The sequence below is a fragment of the uncultured Friedmanniella sp. genome (assembly GCF_964244005.1).
Taxonomy (GTDB): domain Bacteria; phylum Actinomycetota; class Actinomycetes; order Propionibacteriales; family Propionibacteriaceae; genus Microlunatus.
Map to the genome: position 1 here is coordinate 33,079 of NZ_CAXTHG010000020.1, position 18,636 is coordinate 51,714.

General features: G+C 71.7%; 16 protein-coding genes. 4 read left to right on the forward strand and 12 right to left on the reverse strand.

Features of this window, described 5'->3' with window-relative positions; translation table 11 throughout:
* Positions 1 to 57: 57 nt before the first annotated feature.
* The 4 genes from ACFE76_RS13520 to ACFE76_RS13535 form a co-directional block, all read right to left on the reverse strand.
* Complete coding sequence (locus ACFE76_RS13520) at positions 58 to 2,901, reverse strand: UPF0182 family protein (protein ID WP_375432283.1); 2,844 nt, start codon at positions 2,899 to 2,901, stop codon at positions 58 to 60.
* Between the two features lie 96 nt (positions 2,902 to 2,997).
* Entirely contained in the window at positions 2,998 to 3,561 is a 564-nt protein-coding gene (locus ACFE76_RS13525; RefSeq protein ID WP_375432284.1) for a PPA1309 family protein, read from the reverse strand.
* Positions 3,561 to 4,607: a PDZ domain-containing protein gene (locus ACFE76_RS13530; RefSeq protein WP_375432285.1), complete on the reverse strand. Its 1,047-nt coding sequence runs from the start codon at positions 4,605 to 4,607 to the stop codon at positions 3,561 to 3,563. The genes ACFE76_RS13525 and ACFE76_RS13530 overlap by 1 nt, the downstream gene beginning before the upstream one ends.
* On the reverse strand, positions 4,604 to 5,155 hold the full coding sequence (locus tag ACFE76_RS13535; RefSeq protein ID WP_375432286.1) for a molybdenum cofactor biosynthesis protein MoaE: 552 nt from the start codon (positions 5,153 to 5,155) through the stop codon (positions 4,604 to 4,606). The genes ACFE76_RS13530 and ACFE76_RS13535 overlap by 4 nt, the downstream gene beginning before the upstream one ends.
* Before the next feature lie 179 nt (positions 5,156 to 5,334).
* Here ACFE76_RS13535 and ACFE76_RS13540 point away from each other — a divergent pair, with 179 nt between their 5' ends.
* Positions 5,335 to 6,882 carry a zinc-dependent metalloprotease gene (locus ACFE76_RS13540; RefSeq protein ID WP_375432287.1) on the forward strand — a complete coding sequence of 516 codons (1,548 nt, stop codon included), beginning with the start codon at positions 5,335 to 5,337 and terminating at the stop codon, positions 6,880 to 6,882.
* Between the two features lie 62 nt (positions 6,883 to 6,944).
* On the opposite strand, the gene ACFE76_RS13545 is transcribed toward ACFE76_RS13540, so the two are convergent.
* The 3 genes from ACFE76_RS13545 to ACFE76_RS13555 are packed head-to-tail and all read right to left on the reverse strand — an operon-like array spanning position 6,945 to position 9,287.
* Positions 6,945 to 8,024, reverse strand: coding sequence for a DUF2332 domain-containing protein (locus ACFE76_RS13545; RefSeq protein WP_375432288.1), 1,080 nt, complete (start codon positions 8,022 to 8,024; stop codon positions 6,945 to 6,947).
* Positions 8,021 to 8,677, reverse strand: a complete 657-nt coding sequence (locus tag ACFE76_RS13550; RefSeq protein ID WP_375432289.1) for a hypothetical protein — start codon at positions 8,675 to 8,677, stop codon at positions 8,021 to 8,023. The genes ACFE76_RS13545 and ACFE76_RS13550 overlap by 4 nt, the downstream gene beginning before the upstream one ends.
* Positions 8,667 to 9,287 (reverse strand): YgjP-like metallopeptidase domain-containing protein, encoded by a 621-nt coding sequence (locus tag ACFE76_RS13555; protein WP_375432290.1) that lies wholly within the window; start codon positions 9,285 to 9,287, stop codon positions 8,667 to 8,669. Before ACFE76_RS13555 ends, ACFE76_RS13550 begins: the two co-directional genes overlap by 11 nt.
* Before the next feature lie 566 nt (positions 9,288 to 9,853).
* Between ACFE76_RS13555 and ACFE76_RS13560 the strand changes: the two genes are divergently transcribed.
* From ACFE76_RS13560 to ACFE76_RS13570, 3 genes are all read left to right on the forward strand, one after another.
* Entirely contained in the window at positions 9,854 to 10,012 is a 159-nt protein-coding gene (locus ACFE76_RS13560; protein WP_344813931.1) for a DUF5679 domain-containing protein, read from the forward strand.
* A gap of 261 nt (positions 10,013 to 10,273) precedes the next feature.
* Entirely contained in the window at positions 10,274 to 11,188 is a 915-nt protein-coding gene (locus ACFE76_RS13565) for a hypothetical protein (RefSeq protein WP_375432291.1), read from the forward strand.
* Positions 11,185 to 12,519, forward strand: coding sequence for an ABC1 kinase family protein (locus ACFE76_RS13570; RefSeq protein ID WP_375432292.1), 1,335 nt, complete (start codon positions 11,185 to 11,187; stop codon positions 12,517 to 12,519). Before ACFE76_RS13565 ends, ACFE76_RS13570 begins: the two co-directional genes overlap by 4 nt.
* Before the next feature lie 392 nt (positions 12,520 to 12,911).
* On the opposite strand, the gene ACFE76_RS13575 is transcribed toward ACFE76_RS13570, so the two are convergent.
* The 5 genes from ACFE76_RS13575 to ACFE76_RS13595 all read right to left on the reverse strand — a co-directional run bounded on the left by ACFE76_RS13575 (position 12,912) and on the right by ACFE76_RS13595 (position 18,634).
* The gene (locus tag ACFE76_RS13575) at positions 12,912 to 13,259 is read right to left on the reverse strand and encodes a WhiB family transcriptional regulator (RefSeq protein ID WP_375432293.1); all 348 of its coding nucleotides are present in this window, start codon (positions 13,257 to 13,259) and stop codon (positions 12,912 to 12,914) included.
* Between the two features lie 142 nt (positions 13,260 to 13,401).
* Positions 13,402 to 13,623 (reverse strand): hypothetical protein, encoded by a 222-nt coding sequence (locus tag ACFE76_RS13580; protein ID WP_375432294.1) that lies wholly within the window; start codon positions 13,621 to 13,623, stop codon positions 13,402 to 13,404.
* Between the two features lie 182 nt (positions 13,624 to 13,805).
* Entirely contained in the window at positions 13,806 to 15,935 is a 2,130-nt protein-coding gene (locus ACFE76_RS13585; protein ID WP_375432295.1) for an ATP-dependent DNA helicase UvrD2, read from the reverse strand.
* 397 nt (positions 15,936 to 16,332) lie between these two features.
* On the reverse strand, positions 16,333 to 16,935 hold the full coding sequence (locus ACFE76_RS13590; RefSeq protein WP_375432296.1) for a hypothetical protein: 603 nt from the start codon (positions 16,933 to 16,935) through the stop codon (positions 16,333 to 16,335).
* Between the two features lie 202 nt (positions 16,936 to 17,137).
* Positions 17,138 to 18,634 (reverse strand): LamG-like jellyroll fold domain-containing protein, encoded by a 1,497-nt coding sequence (locus tag ACFE76_RS13595; RefSeq protein ID WP_375432297.1) that lies wholly within the window; start codon positions 18,632 to 18,634, stop codon positions 17,138 to 17,140.
* Between the last annotated feature and the right edge of the window lie 2 nt (positions 18,635 to 18,636).

The window sequence follows — 18,636 nt, forward strand, 5'->3', positions numbered from 1 at the left end:
CTCTTCGGCAGGCTCAGGGAATGATTCCGTTCCCTGAGCCTGTCGAAGGGCTCGGGGTTACTGGCCCATGGCCTTGAGGGCGCGGGCGGTCGCGTCCTGGGCGTCCTTGATCCGCTCCTGGTAGGTGCCCAGGTCGCCGGCGGTCAGTGCCTTCTGCGCGGCGGTGAAGGCGGTTTCGGCCTCGTCCAGGGCACGGATGGCGGTGGGGTTGTCGGTCTTGCCCGTACCAGGTTCCGTCGGCTCGCTCGGCTCCCCGCCGTCCGGGGTGGTGACGCCGGCGTTGCCCTTGAACACCGAGTCCAAGGCCTCCTGCAGGGTGTCCCCGATGCCGACCGACTGCCCGAAGCGGACGACCACGAAGGTCAGCGCCGGATAGGCACCGTTACCGCTGGGCCGCTGGGTGTAGACCGGGGTCACGTAGAGGAGCCCCCCGCCGACCGGCAAGGTGAGCAGGTTGCCGAAGCTGGCCGTCGCCGAGCCCTGCTGGTTGTAGGAGCGCAACCGGGTGGCGACGGCCTCGTTGGTCTGCATCGCGTTGAACGACTGCCCTGGGCCGTCGATCTGGGTGGTGTCGGACATGGTGAGGATCCGGATCCGACCGTAGTCGGGGCTGCTGGCGTCGGCGTTCACGGCCATGTACGAGGCCAGGTTGGAGCGGCCTTTCGGCACGTACGCGCTGGTCAGGGAGAAGATCGCCGAGGTGTCCTGGGGCCACTTCACCGACAGGTAGAACGGCGGTTCCTTGGTGCTGCTGTTGTTCTTGACCGGGTCGTTCGGCACCTCCCACTGAGCTGAGGTGGAGTACCAGAGCTCGGGGTCGGTGACGTGGTAGCGGGCCAGGACCTCGCGCTGCATCTTGTAGAGGTCCTGCGGATAGCGCAGGTGCGCCTTCAGCTCGGCGGAGATCGACTCGTAGGGCTGGACGACCCCGGGGAACGCCTTCTCCCAGGTCTGCAGCACCGGGTCTTCGGTGTCCCACTGGTAGAGCTTCACCGTGCCGTCGTAGGCGTCGACGACGGCCTTGACGGAGTTCCGCATGTAGTTGACCTGGGTGTCGGCCTGGGCCACGACCGTGCTGTTCGCGGCCGTCTGGGAGTCCGAGGTGACGTCTCGCAGGCTGTAACGCTGGCTGTTGGGGTAGGAGTCCGAGGTGGTGTAGCCGTCGACGATCCAGACGATCCGGCCGCCCACGACCGCCGGGTAGGCGTCGCCGTCGACGGTCAGCCAGGGCGCCGCCTTGGCCACCCGCTCGCGCGGGGTGCGGTCGTAGATGATCTTGGACGCGTCGTTGACCCGGGAGGACAGCAGGATGTTGACGTCGGCGAACTTCGCGGCGTAGAGGATGCGGTGCCACAGGCTGCCGATCTTGACCCCGCCCGACCCGTCGTAGGTGAAGTTCTGCTGGGCTCCGTCCTTACCCCCACCGGGGGTGTCCAGCTCGACCGGAGCGGCGCCCGCCGGCGCCCCGACGATCGAGTAGCCCTGGCTGGTGGACTCACCGAAGTAGATCCGCGGCTCGGCCTCGGCCAGCTCACCGGTGGGTGGGATGCCCTGCGCGATCCATTCCGGCTCGCCGCCGGACTGGCGCTGGTTGCCGTAGGCCGCGACCAGGCCGTAGCCGTGGGTGTAGACAGTCTTGAGGTTGTTCCAGTTCTTGCCCGGGACGCCGTCCTGGTTCATCTCACGCACGCCGACCACGGCATCGGTCTCGGCGCCCTTGATCGTGTAGCGGTCCACGTCCAGGGTGTCGGGGAACGCGTAGTAGCCGCGGACCTGCTGCAGCTGCTCGAAGGCCGGGCCGACCACGCTGGGGTCGATCAGCCGGATGCCGGGCAGCGCCTCGGCGTCGGACTGCAGCTGGCCGGCGCTGGCGCTGGTCCTGGCCGAGTAGCTGGTCACCTCGGACTTGTCCACCCCGTACGCGGCGCGGGTGGCCGCGATGTTGCGCTCGATGTAGAGCCGCTCCTTGACCGCCTCGCTCGGACGGACGCTGAAGTACTGCACCGCACCCGGATAGACGACCCCCAGCAGGATGGAGGACAAGATCATCAGGATCAGTGCGATGGTCGGCACGACCCAGCGGTGCAGCACGGCGTTGACGAAGAACAGCAGCGCGCTGATCCCGGCGATGAGGGCCAGGATCGTGTTGGCCGTGATCGTGGCGTTGTCGGCGGTGTAGTTGATGCCGGTGAACAGCGGGTGGCCCGTGATCTCCTGGCCGTAACGGTCGAACCAGTAGCCGACGCCCTTGACGATGACGGCGAGCCCGATCAGGACCGACAGCTGAGCCTGGGCGCTGGTGGTGCCGCCGCGCCGGGCGCCGGAGAAGCGCAGCCCGCCCATCACGTAGTGCACCACCGCCGCGGCCACGGTGGCCAGCGCGAGGGCGGCGAAGAGGAAGGACAGCGCGAACCGCCACCACGGGTAGCTGAACGCGAAGAAGGAGATGTCGAGGCCGAACTTGGGGTCCGTGGTGCCGAAGGGCGTCGAGTTGCGCCAGGCGAGGTAGGTGTAGATCTGACCGGCCGCCGCGCCGCCGGCGAACAGGCCGACGAGGATGGCGAGGACGGCCACGATCAGCGCGAACTTCGACTCCAGCAGCTCGCGGTAACGCTCGAGCAGGGCACTGCTCGCGGGGCCGGTCCGAAAGCGCGGCCGCAGCCGGTACGCGATCGCTGCGCTCGCCGCCACCACGACCGCCATCAGCAGCCCGAACGAGGCGAACAGCCCGATCCGGGTCAGCAGCACGGTGTTGAAGACGTTCCCGAAGGAGAACGAGCGGTACCAGAGCCGGTCGGTCCAGACGTTGGTGAAGATCGCGAACACGACGACCAGCACGGCGACGATCACCAGCGTCGGCAGAATGGCGCTCCGGCGTCCAGCGGTCCGTACGGTACTCAACAAAGTCTCCTCGCCCCATGCCCCGGCTGAGCATGGTCCCTCACGTGCCTGTGCCTCACCCACGCCCGAGCGGCACCAGTGGTTCCCGCCCCGACGTCAGACCAGCGTATGCGCCAGCGCCGCTCCGAGCCCTGGTACGAGGTCCGCCGCGCCCAAGAGCTCGTTCGGGGCCGACACCAGTCGGGCGACTCCGTGCACGTTCCCGGCCCGGTCCGCCCCGACCACGACGCGGATGTCCTGCCGGGCCGGATGGGCCGCCACGTACGCCGCGGCCGCGGCCGGGTCCTCAGGCAGGTCGCCTTCCTGACCGGCCGGCAGGAAGGTCCGTTCGGCGCTGAGGGCGCAGCCGAAGACCGTCGCCGGCCACTCCAGCGCCGCCAGGTCGCCCAGCAGGTCACCGGTCGGAACGAAGTCTTCCTGCTCGATGGCGGTCAAGGCTGCGGGCGCAGCTCCCTCAGCCGTGGTCCGCAGGCCCAGCTCCGCCGCCAGGGCCGGTTCGGCGGCCGCGAAGACGTCGGTCTGGACCAGGGCGAAGAGCCGCGGCGGGGCGTCCCAACCGGCCGAACCGACGTGCCGTTCGAGCTCGATCAGCGCCGCCAGCAGCGCCTCCTGCTGGTCGGTCGCCGGGCCGTCGGGGCCAGATGTGGGGACGGCGGGCATCAGCAGTGCGGGACGCGGTCGGCGCCCCCGGGGGTGTCGAGGGCCTGCAAGGCGCTGATCGCGTCGGCGAGGGTGGCGACCTTGACCAGGGTCATGTCGGTCTGGACCCCGGCCAGGTCGCCGCAGTTCGGCGCGGGCACGAGGAAGACCTGGGCGCCGGCGTCCTCGGCCCCGGCGATCTTTTCCTGGATGCCGCCGATCGGGCCCACCTCACCGTCGGGGGTGATCGAGCCGGTACCAGCGACGTGACCGCCGGCCAGCAGCGCGCCGTCGGTGATCTTGTCGTAGATGGCGAGGGCGAAGACGAGCCCGGCGCTCGGGCCGCCGATCTCCTGGCCGAGGTCGAAGGAGATCTGGGGGCCGTACTGGTAGCCCTCTCCGATGGTGGCTCCGACCACCGGTGCGGCGTCGGCGGTGCTCGCCTGGGCCGCCTTGACTTTCACCGTGGTCGGCACCCGCTGCCGGATCACCCGGAAGGAGATCTCGTCGCCGGGCTTGTGCGTGCGGATCTGGGCGCTGACCGCCTCTGCGTCGGATGTCGGCACGCCGTCGACGGAGGTGACCAGGTCACCGGGCAGCAGCAACCGGTGCGCCGGGCCGCCCACGGTCACGGAGTAGACCGCTGGCATCTCGGTCACCGGCTGGCCGGCGGCGCGCAGGGCGGCGACCACCGAGTCGTCCTGGGCGGTCTCCATCAGGTCGGCGTCCTCGGCCTGGACCTCCTCGGCCGACTTGCCGCGGACGTAGACCGCCTCCCGCGGCAGGGCGTCGCGGTGCGGCAGCCAGTAGGCGACGAGCGCCTGGGGCAGGCTCAGCCGCGCGCCCGCGGGGGTCACTGAGACCACGGTCAGGTCGAGCTCGCCGGAGGTCGGATAGGTCTGGATGCCCTGGACCTTGATGATCGGTTCGCTGCCGACGGTCCCGAGGGTGTCGCGGGCGTCGCCCGGCCCCCAGGTGATGAACGGGACCGGTACCACGACGAGCAGGACCGCGAAGATGACGAAGACGAGGGCCGAGGCGAACGCCGTCCAGGTCTGCCGGGTCACGCATCCCTCACGGTCGGCGTGTCACTGTCGGTTGGTGTGTCCCTGTCGGTCCGTGTGCCACTGTCGGTCCGTGTGCCACTGTCGGTTGGTGTGTCACTGTCGGTCGGGGCCTCAGGCTCGGGCAGGCCGACCCACTCGGCCCCACCGTCGACGAAGGTCTGTTCCTTCCAGATCGGCACCTGTGCCTTGAGGTCGTCGATCAGCTCGGCGCAGGCGGCGAGCGCCTCGGCCCGGTGCACCGCACCCGCCGACACCACCACGGCCAGGTCGCCGACCTCGAGGTGGCCGACCCGGTGCTCGACCGCCAGCGCCACCAGGTCGTGCCGACCGGCGACGCGTTCGGCACAGCTCGTCAGCACCTGCGTCGCGCTCGGGTGGGCGGTGTAGTCGAGGGAGACCACGCCCTGGCCGCCGTCGTGGTCGCGGACCACCCCGACGAACAGGGCGACGCCGCCGACGTCAGCGTCGCGAACCAGGCCCAGCAGCCGGTCGACGCTGATCGGGGTCTCCCCAATGCTCGCCTCCCGCACGATCCCGGCCGATGTCATGCCTCGACCCTAACTGAGCCGCTGGACAGCGCTCGGGGTTGCGCCCTGAGCGATCAGGGGTTGCGCCGGCCCGCTGGAGGGCCCGGGACGCGTACCGTGGAGGGCACCTGCTCGATCTGCATCTGTTCGATCCGCATCCGTCCGAGATCTGATCGGGCCCGACGTCAGGAGTGGCCCCCATGTCGAAGGACAACCCGCCTCAGGGCAACCAACCCGGGGACGACCAGCGCGGCGAGGGCGACGGCCCGCTGGACCCGTTCGGCGAGGGTGAGACCCCCATACCCGACACCCCCGTGCCCGAGACCCCGGTGCCCCAGCCGGGTGCCGGTCCGGGCAAGCCCGCGTCTCCGAACGCCGGCTGGCAGCTGGGCGGCGGCTCGCGCAAGCCGGCCGACAACAGCGGCGCAGGCGACCCGGCCAACCCGTTCGAGGCCCTGTTCGGGGCGTTGGGCGGTGGCGGTGACATGAACGCGCTCGCGTCTCAGCTGCAGAGCGCCTTCTCGATGCTCGGCGGCGCCGGCGCGATGTTCGGTCAGGGCGCGCCGGCCGAGGGCTCGGGCGTCAACTGGGAGGTCACCAAGAACACCGCCCGGACGACCGTCGCCTCGCTCGGCCCCGACCCGACGCCGTCGGGAGCACAGCAACGGGCGCTGACCGAGGCCGTCTCGATCGCCGAGGTCTGGTTGGACGAGGCCACCACCTTTCCCCGGGTCAGCACCACCGTGGCGGCGTGGAGCCGGGCGGAGTGGATCGAGAACACCATGCCGACGTGGCGGCGGCTGGTCGAGCCCGTCGCCACCCACATCGCCGACGCGATGGAGAACGCCCTGAGCTTCGGCGGCGAGGAGGCCGGCGCCATCCCCGGCATGGCCGGGATGGAGCAGATGCTGCGGCCGATGCTGCGCACCTCGGGCGCGTCGATGTTCGGGCTGCAGCTGGGACAGGGGCTCGGCCAGCTGGCGGCGGAGGTGGTCGGCGTGACCGACATCGGGCTGCCGCTGAACGAACCCGGTCACGTCGCCCTGCTGCCCACCAACGTTGCCGCCTTCGGCGAAGGGCTTGAGCAGAGCGGGACCGACGTCACCCTCTATCTCGCGCTCCGCGAGTGCGCCCGGCAGCGGCTGTTCGCCTCCGCGGGCTGGCTGCGGGAGCAGATGCTGGTGCTGGTGGAGCAGTACGCCTCGGGCATCACCATCGACACCTCCGCGCTCGAGCAGGCCGTCGGCCAGGTCGACCCGTCCAACCTGGAGGAGCTGAGCGCCTCGTTGGAGGGCGGGCTGTTCGAGCCGCAGAAGACGCCGGAGCAGCTCGCCACGCTCGAGCGGCTGGAGACCATGCTGGCGCTGGTCGAGGGCTGGGTCGACGAGGTCGTGACCCAGGCCACGGTCAGGTGGATGCCGGCCGCCGCCGCACTCGCCGAGACCGTACGCCGGGCGCGGGCCTCCGGCGGGCCGGCCGAGGCGACCTTCGCCACCCTGGTCGGGCTCGAGCTCCGGCCCCGCCGGATGCGGGACGCGGCCAACCTGTGGGCGGCCACCCGTGAGGCGCGCGGCGTCGACGGCCGAGACGCCGTCTGGGCCCACCCGGACCTGCTGCCGACCGCCGCCGGGCTCGACGACCCGCTCGGCTTCGTGGCCGGCGAGCAGCAGACCAGCACCGACGACGAGTTCGACGCCGCTCTTGCCGAGCTGCTCGACGAGGAGTCCGACGGGCCCACCCCTTCCTGACTTCCGACGTGTCCGACGCTCACGGGGTCGAGCCCCGTGAGCCTCTGACATATCGGTGAGGATCAGGTGGAGGTGATGCGTACGGGGATGCCGTGGTCGTGGGCGGTGCCCAGCCGGTGGCGGACGGGTTCGCCGGCGCCCGGCGTCCAGAGCTCGGTCCGGACGCTCGGTTTGGCGGCGGGGCCCGCGTCGTCCATGGCCAGGTCGTGGTCGGCCTCGTACTCCATGATCACCCGCGCTACGCGGTGCTCGGCGCCGTGCTCAGCCACCGCCGTCTTGACCGCGGTGACCTCCTCGGCTGACCAGTAGAGCTGGGTGATGGACTGCCAGACGACGGTCAAGACGTCGTCCTCGGACGCGGCCGCCAGCCGTTGCGGCAGCCAGTCGCTCGCCGAAGCGGCGTCCACCCGTAGTGGGTGCGCCGAGGCGAGCCGGAGCGCCGCCGCCAGCCGGGCGTGCCGGTGCAGGTCGAACGGCCAGACGAACGAGGTGAGCAGCTGGCGTCCCTCCAGGGTGTTGGCGTCCACCGGAGACAGGTCGCAGCCGGCCCGGTCGACCACGGCGAACCGCCGCGGCTCCACCCGACCCTCGATCGCGCCGCGGAGCTGCAGCGGAGAGGACATCGGCCCCCACCGCCACGCCGTCCCGGAGTAGCCGATGCTCTCGACCAACAGGTTCAGCCCGGCGCTCGCGCCCAGCTCGAGCAGCCGTACCTGGTGCACCCCGGTCGCCGCCACCAGGTCGAACAGTCCCGCGAGCAGGGCTGCGGACCGGCCGACCTCGTTCGTCTGCGGAGCCGTGCCGAGCGCTTCGTGCAGCTCGGGCACGTGCGCGGCGATGACCTGCTGCATCACCGGCCAGCCGTGCGAGGGCGGCCGGTCACCGCCGAGACAGGCGTAGTAGGGCTGCAGCTCGGGCGCTCGACCGGCGAGGACCAGCCGGAACAGACCGGCCAGCAGCCGCAGCTGCAGCACCGAGCCGTTCGGCGCGTCCTCGTAGCCGGCGCAGATCTCGCGGACCGGGCCGCCCGCCTCCCAGTCCTCGGCCATCCCGCGCATGGCGTAGCCGTAGAGGTGCTCACTGGTGCCGGCGTGCGCCCGGAAGCGGTCGGCGAGGGTCGGCCCGGCGTCCCAGACGATCATCGTGGCCCGTGGGCGGCCGTGGTCGACCCAGACAGCAACAGCCGCGTCTGCTCCCAGCCTTCGAGGCCCGGATCCAGCCGACGCAGGTCCGCCGGCGTCCGCAGCCGGTGCCAGTCCGGCGCCCGCGCGACCTGGTCCCGGCTGGGGGCGGCCGCGCGCAGCCGCTCGTACGGATCGAGGTCCAGGTCCAGCGGCTGGTCGGCCAGCCAGCCAGCGACGGGCAGCCGCAGCCCGAGCGCGACGCAGCCCGCACCGCCGCGGGCGGGAGCGACGACCACGTCGCTGCGGTGCAGGACCTTCAACACCTTCGCCAGCACCAGTCCCGGCAGGTCGGGGACGTCTGCCGGCACCACGACCAGCTCGTCGGCCTGGCCGCTCAGCTGGGCGGCCAGGCTGAGCACATCGCCTTCAGACAGGTACAGCCCGTCCGGCCACAGCAGGTCGGCAACCGGCGCGGGTCCGACGATGCCGCTGCGGACCCCGACCAGGTCGGCGAGCACCTCATAGCTGTCGGCGAGCGCAGCCTGCGCGAGCGCGGCGGCGTCCACCCCGGGCGGTGCCGCGGCTCCGGCACCGTACCGGGCCGAGACGAGGGCGACCCGGCGCGGACCCGCGGGGCGCTCCGGCTCCACCAGCGCGGGTTCAGTCGACATCGAGTCCGGCCTCGACGGAGTCCGCACGACCCTGGCCTGCGAGGTAGCCCTCGAGGTAGCCGCGCGCCCGCGCCGCCTCGGGGTAGGAGGCGACGAGCCGCCAGAAGGCCGGCGAGTGACTCGCCTCCACGAGGTGGGCGAGCTCGTGCAGCAGCACGTAGTCCAGGACCCAACCGGGCATCGACCGCAGTCGGTCCGACAACCGGATCGCGCCGGTGCTCGGGGTGCAAGATCCCCAACGCTGGCGCTGGTTGGCGACCCAGCGGACCTCGGTCGGGTAGGTCGGGGAGCTCAGCGGCGCCAGATAGGTGTCGACCAGGACGGTCGCGCGGTGGAGCAGCTCGCGGTCGCCACGCGGCGGCGCGCCCTTCGCCTCGCGAGCCAGCACCTTGGCCACCATCGAGTCCACGAAGACCCGCTCGTCGGCCGCAGACATCCGGGACGGGATGAGCACCACGATCGTGCCGCGTTCACGGTAGGCCGTGACCGTCCGGGTCCGGCGGCCGCTGCGCCGAACCTCGACCTGGGGCACGTCAACCGGGGGCTTCGCGACCGCCGGCACCTCGAGCAGGGCCGCCTCGAAGGGAGGGCCTGGATCGTGCTGGGACATCGAGGCTCCCTTCATCGTGCCGGCGGAAGGGGGGTACCGCCCGGTACCGGTCACGCTACTCCGACCGCACCTCGGGCTGGTGGTCCCGGCGTCCGTCTCATCCGCGCGCCAGGGGAGATGTCGGCGCGGTGAACGGCCGGTTTCCACATGGCACCCGCCTGGCGTCGGTTCGGCCTCCACAGGTTCGGGGCGTGGGTGCACACGTTGTCCACAGCCCCATCCACAGCCGGTGGACAGTGGCTCGTCGGAGACGTTTGACGCCCCGCCCCGGAGGCGGCTAGCGTGCCGGAGACGAAACCTCCAGATGGTCGGCACGTTCGCAGGGGAAGGCAAGCGGCGCCGATGTTCCTGGAGGTTTCGTCCTGTCCGGAGCCGGTGAGCGGTCCGACGTCGCTGTCAGCCTTCGGCGTGGTTGCCCGCTGAGCGCGAAAAGCCTGCCGTAGTGTTACCGGCGACCAAGCGATGCAGCCGCGGTCGTGGACGCCGCCGGCAAGGCGCGACCTCGGGGCGAGCAGCGCCGTCTCGTGGACGCGACCCGTCCACGACACCTCGAGAAGGAGAGTTCCATGGCGGAGACCTACAGCGGTGAGTTCTACTGCGTGAAGTGCAAGGAGAAGCGCGAGGCATCCGGCGACGTCCACGTGAACGACAAGGGCACCCGGATGGCCAAGGCCAAGTGCCCGGTCTGCGGCACGAACCTCAACCGCATCCTCGGCAAGGCCTGACCCCACGCCGGCGAGACCGGGCGGTACGCCACCAGTCCCCGCGACCTCGCGACCTCGTGACCCCGTGACCTGAGGACAGGGGCGGTCCGCCCGACCGCCCCGGTCCCACGGCCCTCGGTCGCGCCCCAGCCTGTGGACAACCAGCCAGGGGTCGGGACGGTCAGCCAGACTGCGGTGATGTCGGTCTCTGCTGCGTCCACGGTGCCTGAGCCCGAGCTTACGGCGGGACCCGTGTGCGGGTCGCCGCCCGCGCCGCGGTCGATGCCGACCAGGCCGCTGCTGCCGGCCACCGTGCCGGTCCTGGTTCGCGGACCGCACCGCCTCCAGGTCGGCCTCGAACCGTTCGCCGTGGTGCTGCACCACCCAGCCGCCGCTGCGCTCCTCGAGCGGCTCGACGGCCACACCACCCTCCCCCATCTGCGTCGGTGGGCCGCGACCTCCGGCCTGACGTCGACCGACGTCGACCGGGTGCTGGGCGCTCTTGACCGCGCCGGACTGCTCGGCTCGCCAGCCCGCTCCGTAGCGACCGGCGCCGCCGTCCGGCTGATTGGCCTCGGTCCGCTCGGCCAGCAGGTCGCCCGGCTGCTGCTGGCCGCCGGCCTCCGCGTCTACGCCGCCGCCGACCAGCCCGACCGCGGTCGCCGGAACGAACCGCCCCTCGCCGACCTGCAGGACCTGCCGCGGCCGCACGGCGCCCGCCTGACCGTGGTCAACCACTGGTCCAAGCCCGAACGCGGCGACCTGGCGCTCACGGTCGTCGCCACCGACAGCGTCGAGCCCGACCGGGTCCTGACCGACGCCCTGCTACGGACCGACCAACCCCACCTGGTCCTGCGGGCGGCGGGACCGACCGGCACGGTGGGCCCGCTCGTCCTGCCGGGTCGGACAGCCTGTCTGCGATGCACCGACCTGACCCGGCGGGACGCCGATCCGGGCTGGCCGCTGCTGCTCGGCCAGCTGACCGCCTTGCGGGTACGCGCGTCGGCGGTGCTGGTCGCCTGGGCCGCCGGTGTCGGAGTGGCGCAATTGCTCGCCCACCTCCAAGGCGAGCTGCCGGAGGCCGCCGGCGCCACCGTCGAGCTGACCGACCGCGACCACCTGATGCGGTGGCGAGCCTGGCCGGTGCACGCCGGCTGCGGCTGCGCTTGGGCGGCCCAGACAGAATGGGCGCCATGAGCGACGACCCCGTGAAGGCACGACCAGGGGACCCGATGGCCCGATCGTCCTTCCGGCGCAACGCCCGGCTGGCGTCGCTGCCGCTCGGCGCCGCCGGCCGCGCCACCCTCGGACTGGGTCGACGACTCGGGGGCGCGTCCGCTGAGCAGGTCAGCGCCCAGCTGCAGCAGCGTGCGGCCGAACAGCTCTTCAAGGTGCTCGGCGACCTCAAGGGCGGCGCGATGAAGTTCGGCCAGGCGATGAGCCTGTTCGAGTCGGTGCTGCCGGACGACATCGCGGCCCCGTACCGCGAGCAGCTGACCCGGCTGCAGGCCGACGCCCCGCCGATGCCGACGTCCCGGGTGCACGCGGTGCTGCGCCGCGAGCTCGGCGTGGACTGGCGGGACCAGTTCCTCGACTTCGACCCCGAGCCCGCCGCCGCGGCCTCGATCGGCCAGGTTCACCGGGCCACCTGGGCCGACGGCCGACAGGTCGCGGTGAAGGTGCAGTATCCGGGCGCCGACGAGGCTCTGCGTTCGGACCTGCGCCAGATCGCCCGGCTGTCGAAGGTTTTCGCCCCGCTCGCCGCGGGGATGGACGTCCGGCCGCTGGTGGACGAGCTCGTCTCCCGGATCAGCGAGGAGCTCGACTACACCATCGAAGCCGCCGCCCAGCAGCGGGCGGCCGAGGGGTTCGCCGACAGCGACGAGTTCGTGGTCCCGCACGTGCTGGCGGGGACGTCGAAGGTGATGGTGAGCGAGTGGATCGACGGGCGCGCGCTGTCGACCGCCTCGGAGCTGTCAGCCGACGAGCGCAACCGGATCGGGCTGTCCTACGTCCGGTTCCTGTTCGCCGGACCGAGCCGGGTGGGGCTGCTGCACGCTGACCCGCACCCCGGCAACTTCCGGATCACCCCGGACGGACGGCTCGGCGTGGTCGACTTCGGCCTGGTCGCCCGACTGCCGGACGGCCTCCCCCGGGCCATGGGCACGATCTTGGGCATCGCCCGGTCGGGTGACGCCCAGCAGGTGAAGGACGAGCTGTTCCGCGAAGGGTTCGTCACGGCCGACGTCGACCCGAAGGACCTCTTCGACTACCTGGCGCCGTTCGTCGAGCCGGCCGCCGTCCCGGTCTTCCAGTTCAACCGGGAGTGGATGCGCGAGCAGTTCATCCGGGTCCGGGACCCCGGCGCCAGCAACGGGATGGCGTTCAAGATCAACCTGCCGCCGGACTACCTGCTGATCCACCGGGTCTGGCTCGGCGGTCTGGCGGTGCTGTCCCAGCTCAACGTCCGCGCCGCCTTCGTCGACGTGCTCGAGGAGTTCCTGCCCGGCTACGCCGAGCACGCGTAGCGGTCGCCGCGACCGTACCGGCGGCAGAGCCTGCCCGGGTCTGGAGCGGAGCCGACACGGGGGCGGGCGGTCGTCAGCGCTGGGCCGAGGACGGTCTGGACCACCACTGCGCGGCACAGTGACGAGCCCGGGTCGCAGGACGCGCGTGGGCGGGGATACCACGGGTCCACCTCGACCCATCGGCTCCTGGACAGAGCCGGTGCCCGCGCGGCTGTGCCGCGTAGTGGTGGTCCAGACCGAACAAGCCGAGCATAGAGGGCTCACCCAACGGTGCTGCAGCCCACGAACCGGGGCTCGTTGCTCGAGTCACGACAGGGCCCGGCTGAGCCAGAGCCGGACGGCGTGGAACAACCGTTCGCCCCGGCTCAGCCCGGTTCCCATCTCATCGCCGCTCACGCGGCTGCCTCGCGGCGCGTGACCTCGGCTGCCGCGCCGACCGGCTGCTTGCGCGGCCGACCCCGAGGCCGCTTCCGCGCCACGACAACACCGGCGATGAACAGCTCGCCGCCCCAGACGCCCCACGGCTCACGCCGCTCGAGGGCCCCGGACAGGCAGGACGCCCGCAGCGGGCAGTCGGTGCAGAGCGCCTTGGCCGCCTCCACGTCAGCGGGCGCCTCAGCGAAGAACACCTCCGGGTCGACCAGCCGGCAGGGCAGGTCGGGCGACAGGACATCCGGCCCCGGGTTGCCCGACAGCACCGCTGCCGCTGTCCATCCTGATGAGCCTGACGAGACAGTCATCAGGCCACCTCCTCCGTCGTTCATGGTTCCCACTCGTCTCTCGTGAACACCGGAGATCCGGTGTTCGAAGGTCTGGGAAACACGAAGGCCGTGATTCCCGGTTGATCTGGGATTCACGGCCTGGAGGCAGTCGGTGCTGGTGTTACACCGGCGGACTACAGGAAGAGGATCCCGTTCGGGTCGAGTACAGGTGATCGATGACGGCGACACCGGTAAAGCCGGTGGTCCCGTCCTGGACGAAGGCCATGGCAACCGGGAATGCGCCGAGGACGCACTCCTCCCGCCAGGCCATGGGCACGCGCGGGCGCAGAGTGGTCCCCTGCTTCTCGATCATGGCGATGCTGGACTGCGTGATGTCAGACATGGAACTCACTCCTCTCCGTCTCCTGATCCGGTGCCGCACGTACGGCCGCCCCGGGCGTGCACGATCCCTCCTGGGAACGGGCTTCAGCCTAGGGGAGGCCGCGCGCGACGCGCAAAGGCTTTTCCGGGTTTCTCACGTTCTTTTTTCAGCGAACCAGCCACACCGATAGCGACGGCGCCATTTCAGACGCGGGCGCGCTCGGACTCGCTGCCGAGGATGGCCAGCACCTCGTCGCCGTACTTGTCGGCCTTCGCCGGGCCGAGGCCCTGGACCTTCACCAGGTCCGACCGGTTGTGCGGCCGTGCCTCCGCGAGGGCGATCAGGGTGGCGTCGGTGAAGATGCAGAACGCCGGCACCTTCTGCTCGCTCGCCTGCTGACGCCGCCACTCCCGCAGCAGGGCCATCGTCTGCTCGTCGAACGTCGACGGACAGCTGAGGTGACGGCCGAGCTTGCGCTCGGCGGCGTCGCCCAGCGCGGATCCGCAGGACCGGCAGTGCTGGGACAGCACGGAGCCGCGCCGCCGGGTCGAGCGTGCCGCCGTCGGACCGGCACCGCGGGCACTTTCGGGCAGCACCGGGTCGAGGAAGCGGGACGGCTTGCGCGGGTTCCCGCCCCCGTTACGGGTACGCGACCAGGAGAGCCGCAGCCGGCGGCGGGCGCGGGTGACCCCGACGTAGAGCAGCCGGCGTTCCTCCTCGACCTGTTCCGGCCGGGTCGCCAGCACGAACGGCAGCGACCCCTCCTGGGTGCCGAGCAGCGCCACCGCTTCCCACTCCAGCCCCTTGGCCGAGTGCAGCGTGGACACGGTGACGCCCTGGGCCACCGGGACGTGCTGAGCCTCGGCTCGCGCGTCCAGCTCGGCCGAGACCGCCCGCAGGTCCACCGGCGTCGCGGTCGGACCCTCCTCGGCGACACGCGCGGTCAGGTCCTCGGCCACGCTCAGCAGGGCGGACAACGACTCCCAGCGCTCGCGGACCGCGCCCGCGCCGTCCGGCGGGCTGGGGCTCCAGCCGAGCGTGCCGAGGACGGCCTTCATCTGGTCGACCGCGCTGCCGCCCTCACCCTCACCCATTGCCCTCGCCTCGGTCCGCAGGGTGAGCAGCGCCTGGCGTACCTCGGGCCGTTCGTAGAAGCGTTCACCGCTGCGGACCAGGTAGGGGATCTGGCGCTCAGCCAGCGCCTGCTCGATGGCCGGGGACTGGGCGTTGATCCGGTACAGCACCGCCATCTCGCGCCACTGCACGCCGTCGCTCGCCTGCCGGGACAGCCAGTCGGCGATCCCGGCCGCCTCGGCCGCCTCGTCGGGCGCCTCCACGAACTCGACCTCGGGCCCGGCGGGCTGCTGCGCCTGCAGGGTGACGGCGCTGATCCCGCCGGCCTTGACGCCGGACATGATCTTGTTCGCGCACCCCACCACCTGCGGGGTCGACCGGTAGTCGCGGACGAGCTTGACCACGGTCGCGCCCGGGTGCCGGCGGGCGAAGTCGGTGAGGTAGCTCGCTTGCGCGCCGGCGAAGGAGTGGATGGTCTGGGCCGGGTCGCCGACCACGCAGAGCTCGCTGCGGTCGCCGCGCCACAGGGTCAGCAACGCCTGCTGCAGCGGGCTGACGTCCTGGTACTCATCGACCACGAGGTGCCGGTAGGTGCGACGGATCGTGTCGGCCACCTGCTCGTGCTCGGAGATCAGCGCCGCGGCGCAGAGCAAGATGTCCTCGAAGTCGATCCGGCCCCGGTCGCGCTTGGCGCCCTCGTACGCGGTGAACACCCGGGCGACGGTCTCGGGGTCGATCGAGGCGATGCTGCGGCCGGCGGCGGCCGCCAGCCGCGGATAGTCCTCGGCGGTCACGTTGCTGACCTTGGCCCACGCGATCTCCGACACCAGGTCGCGTAGCCGCGGCGTGTCGACCCGGATCCGCAGCCGGCTGGCCGACTCCGCAACGAGTGACATCCGGTTGTCGAGCACCTGCGGCAGCTCGCCGCCGTACGCCTGTGGCCAGAAGTACTGCGCTTGGCGGAGCGCCGCGGAGTGGAACGTCCGGGTTTGGACGCCGCGGGCACCCAGCTGCTGCAGCCGACCCCGCAGCTCACCGGCCGCGCGGGTCGTGAAGGTGACGGCCAGCACCGCGGTGGGGTTGTACGTTCCGGTCGCCACCCCGTACGCGATCCGGTGGGTGATGGCGCGCGTCTTGCCCGTCCCGGCGCCGGCGATGACCGCGAGCGGCCCGTTCAGGGTCGTCGCCACCGCTCGCTGCTCGGGGTCGAGGCCCGCGAGCAGCGCCTCGGGATCGGCAGACGTACGGGTGTTCGACACGCCTTGAAGCCTAACCGCGGGAACTGACAGTCCCCTGCGAGCGTCGGGTAGGTCGGGCCCCGGCCCGCTCTGGACGACCGAGCGAGCAGGACACGCCTCGAGCAGAGCGAGCAGGTGCCTGGCCCGCGCCCTCGGCCATGGCGGCGTTGATGATCTTGGCCGCCGCGCTGAAGGCGGATCCGCTCGGTCCCGGCCGACCTGCAGGACTCGGCCGGCGTACCCGGAGCACCCGGGCGATGCCGCTGGCGCCCCCGCATCGAGCCGTCACCGCCGACCACGAAGAGGACGTCGATCCCCAGCTCGACGAGCCAGTCGACCATCAGCTCCGGGTCCTGCGCGCCGCGCGCGGTACCCAGCAGGGTGCCGCCGCGTTCGTGGCTCGACCAGCGTCGAGCGATCAGCTGTTCTGGGCTTCCCAGGTGAGGGCGACCGAGGCGGTGCCGCCCTGGGTGGAGTCGGGGGCGTTCGCGGCGAGGGTGTAGGAGACCTGGTAGGTACGGGACTCGGTCGCGGTGCCGGTCGGCGCCCAGGAGCCGAGGCCGGTGGCGAAGCTGGTCGCGGTGGTCCCGAAGCTCTCGAGGGTGCCGCTGAAGACCGACGGGTTGGTGGCGGCCGGGGTGAAGCCGGTACAGGAACCGAAGGAGCCGCCGCTGCCCTGGGTGACGTTCAGGGTGATCGAGGAGGCGAGCGCCTTCGTGGTGGCGACGCTCGCGGCGTACAGCTTGACCGTGGAAGCCAGCGAGCCCGAGGAGGTGACCACGATGCACTTGGTACCGGTCGCGCCGGGCTTGAGGTTGCTGGCCGAGAACAGGGCCGCGTTGCTGTCGTCGTCGCTGAGCTGGACCGTACCGGAGGACCAGTTGCTGGTCGGGTTCGAGGTCGAGGCGGAGTAGGCGGAGTAGGAGGCCTGGGAGACGACGAGGCCAGAAGCGATCAGAGCGACCGGGATGACGGCGATCTTGGCGATGGTGGCGGTGCGGCTGCTGGGGGTGCGGGACATCGGGGGCTCCTGGGGGAAGTTTCTCGTCCGGGCCGCTCGCTGCCGGCCTCGTCCAGACCTCGTGGTCCGGTGAGATGAACTCTGCCCAGCCGACCTCAGTGACAACGGTGTCTCACCCCACGTCTCCGCTCAGGATCGGACGAGGGATTCGAGCACCTCCGGGTTTCCTCAGGGAAGCGGCCGACGCCACTCAGGTCCAGCCTCAGTTGGTGCCGGCCTCGTACTGGGCGGCCACCTGCGCGGCGGTCAGCGCGGTCGGATAGAGCACCGCGTCGTCCAGCGTGCCGGCGAAGGAGTAGCTGGAGATGGGGTACGGCCAGCCGTTGAGGTTGTCGGAGCCGATCCTCAGGTACGCCGGGTTGATGGAGTCGCCAGTGGTGACCGAGGGGTCGGAGCCGAGCAGCTTGCCGTCGACGTAGAGCCGCATGCCGGCGCTGGACAAGGTGGCCATGGTCTGGTGCCATCCGCCGTCGTTGTAGCTCGTGGGTGAGGCGAGCGTCTTGACCGTGCCGGGAAACATGCCGAAGACCACGATGCCGGTGTCGGTCAGGTAGAGGTGCCGGTCGTAGACGCCCGACAGCCCCGACGAGGCGTTGCCGAAGCCAATGATCTTGCCGCCCCGCGTCGTGGTCGTCCTGAACCAGATGCCGATGGTGAAGGTGTTGGGGGCGGCGCCACTGAGCGCGGGTGAGCTGAGAGAGCCGCTCGAGCCGTCGAACGTCATGGCCCGGCCGGTGTCCCGGACGCAGGCCCGGCTGGTCCCAGCGGTCCGGCCGGCGGAGCTGTAGGTACCGGTCCGGGCATAGGTGGAGCTGTCGGTGGCGGCCGTGGCCGTGGCGGACGTCTCGTCCATTCGGTACCACAGCGAGGGGACGCCGGCGGTGACCGCGTTGGCGCACTTGAAGTAGGTCGCCGCGACCAGGACGGCGCTGGTCGTCGTCCGGTCGGTGAACGCCGCATCGGCGGGCGCAGCCGACACGCAGCCGAGCAGGGCGACGACGCCCACGACGCCGAGCTGACGGACACGGCGGGTCACCGGGGCGGACCCGGTGGTCGGCCCGCCGCCCGTCCGCGCTGGGTTGGGCGGCCGGGGGGTGGCCAGCTCGTCCGGGCCCGACAAGCCGGCGTCGCCGCCGACCGCCGGCGGTGGGACCTGGCTGCCCGGGTCGTCCTCGGTCTCCTCGTCGTCAGGGAACCCGAAGCTACGGCTGCGCGCCGCCACGGCCAGCAGACCCAACAACCCCAGCACGGTCAGGCCCAACGGCAGCCAGGACCGCTCACGGAGCCAGACCACCGGCAGGGCGACCCAGGGCACGCGCAACGTGGCGATGCCGCGGACCGCGGTCAACGCCACCGGGGTCGAGTCGTCGCCGGTGTTGGCGTCGCCGCGGGTGACCAGCATCCCGTCGTCGTCGATCCGGACGAAGCGGTGCAGCCGCAGCCGGCCGGGGTGGTCCGGGTCGTCGAAGAGCAGCACGCTGCCGACGGCTGGCGGGGCCGCTCCGAGCGGACGGGACACGGCCACGTCGCCGACCTGCAGCCGCGGCAGCATCGACCCGCTGCTGACCGTGGTGGGATGCCAGCCGATGGCCAGCGGCACCGCCCCCCAGAGCCCGAGGCAGACGAGCGCGGCCAGCGCCGCGCGGCTCAGCGAGGTCGCGAGCAGCCAGGGCCAGGTCCATGGAGGCGAGTCGGTCACGG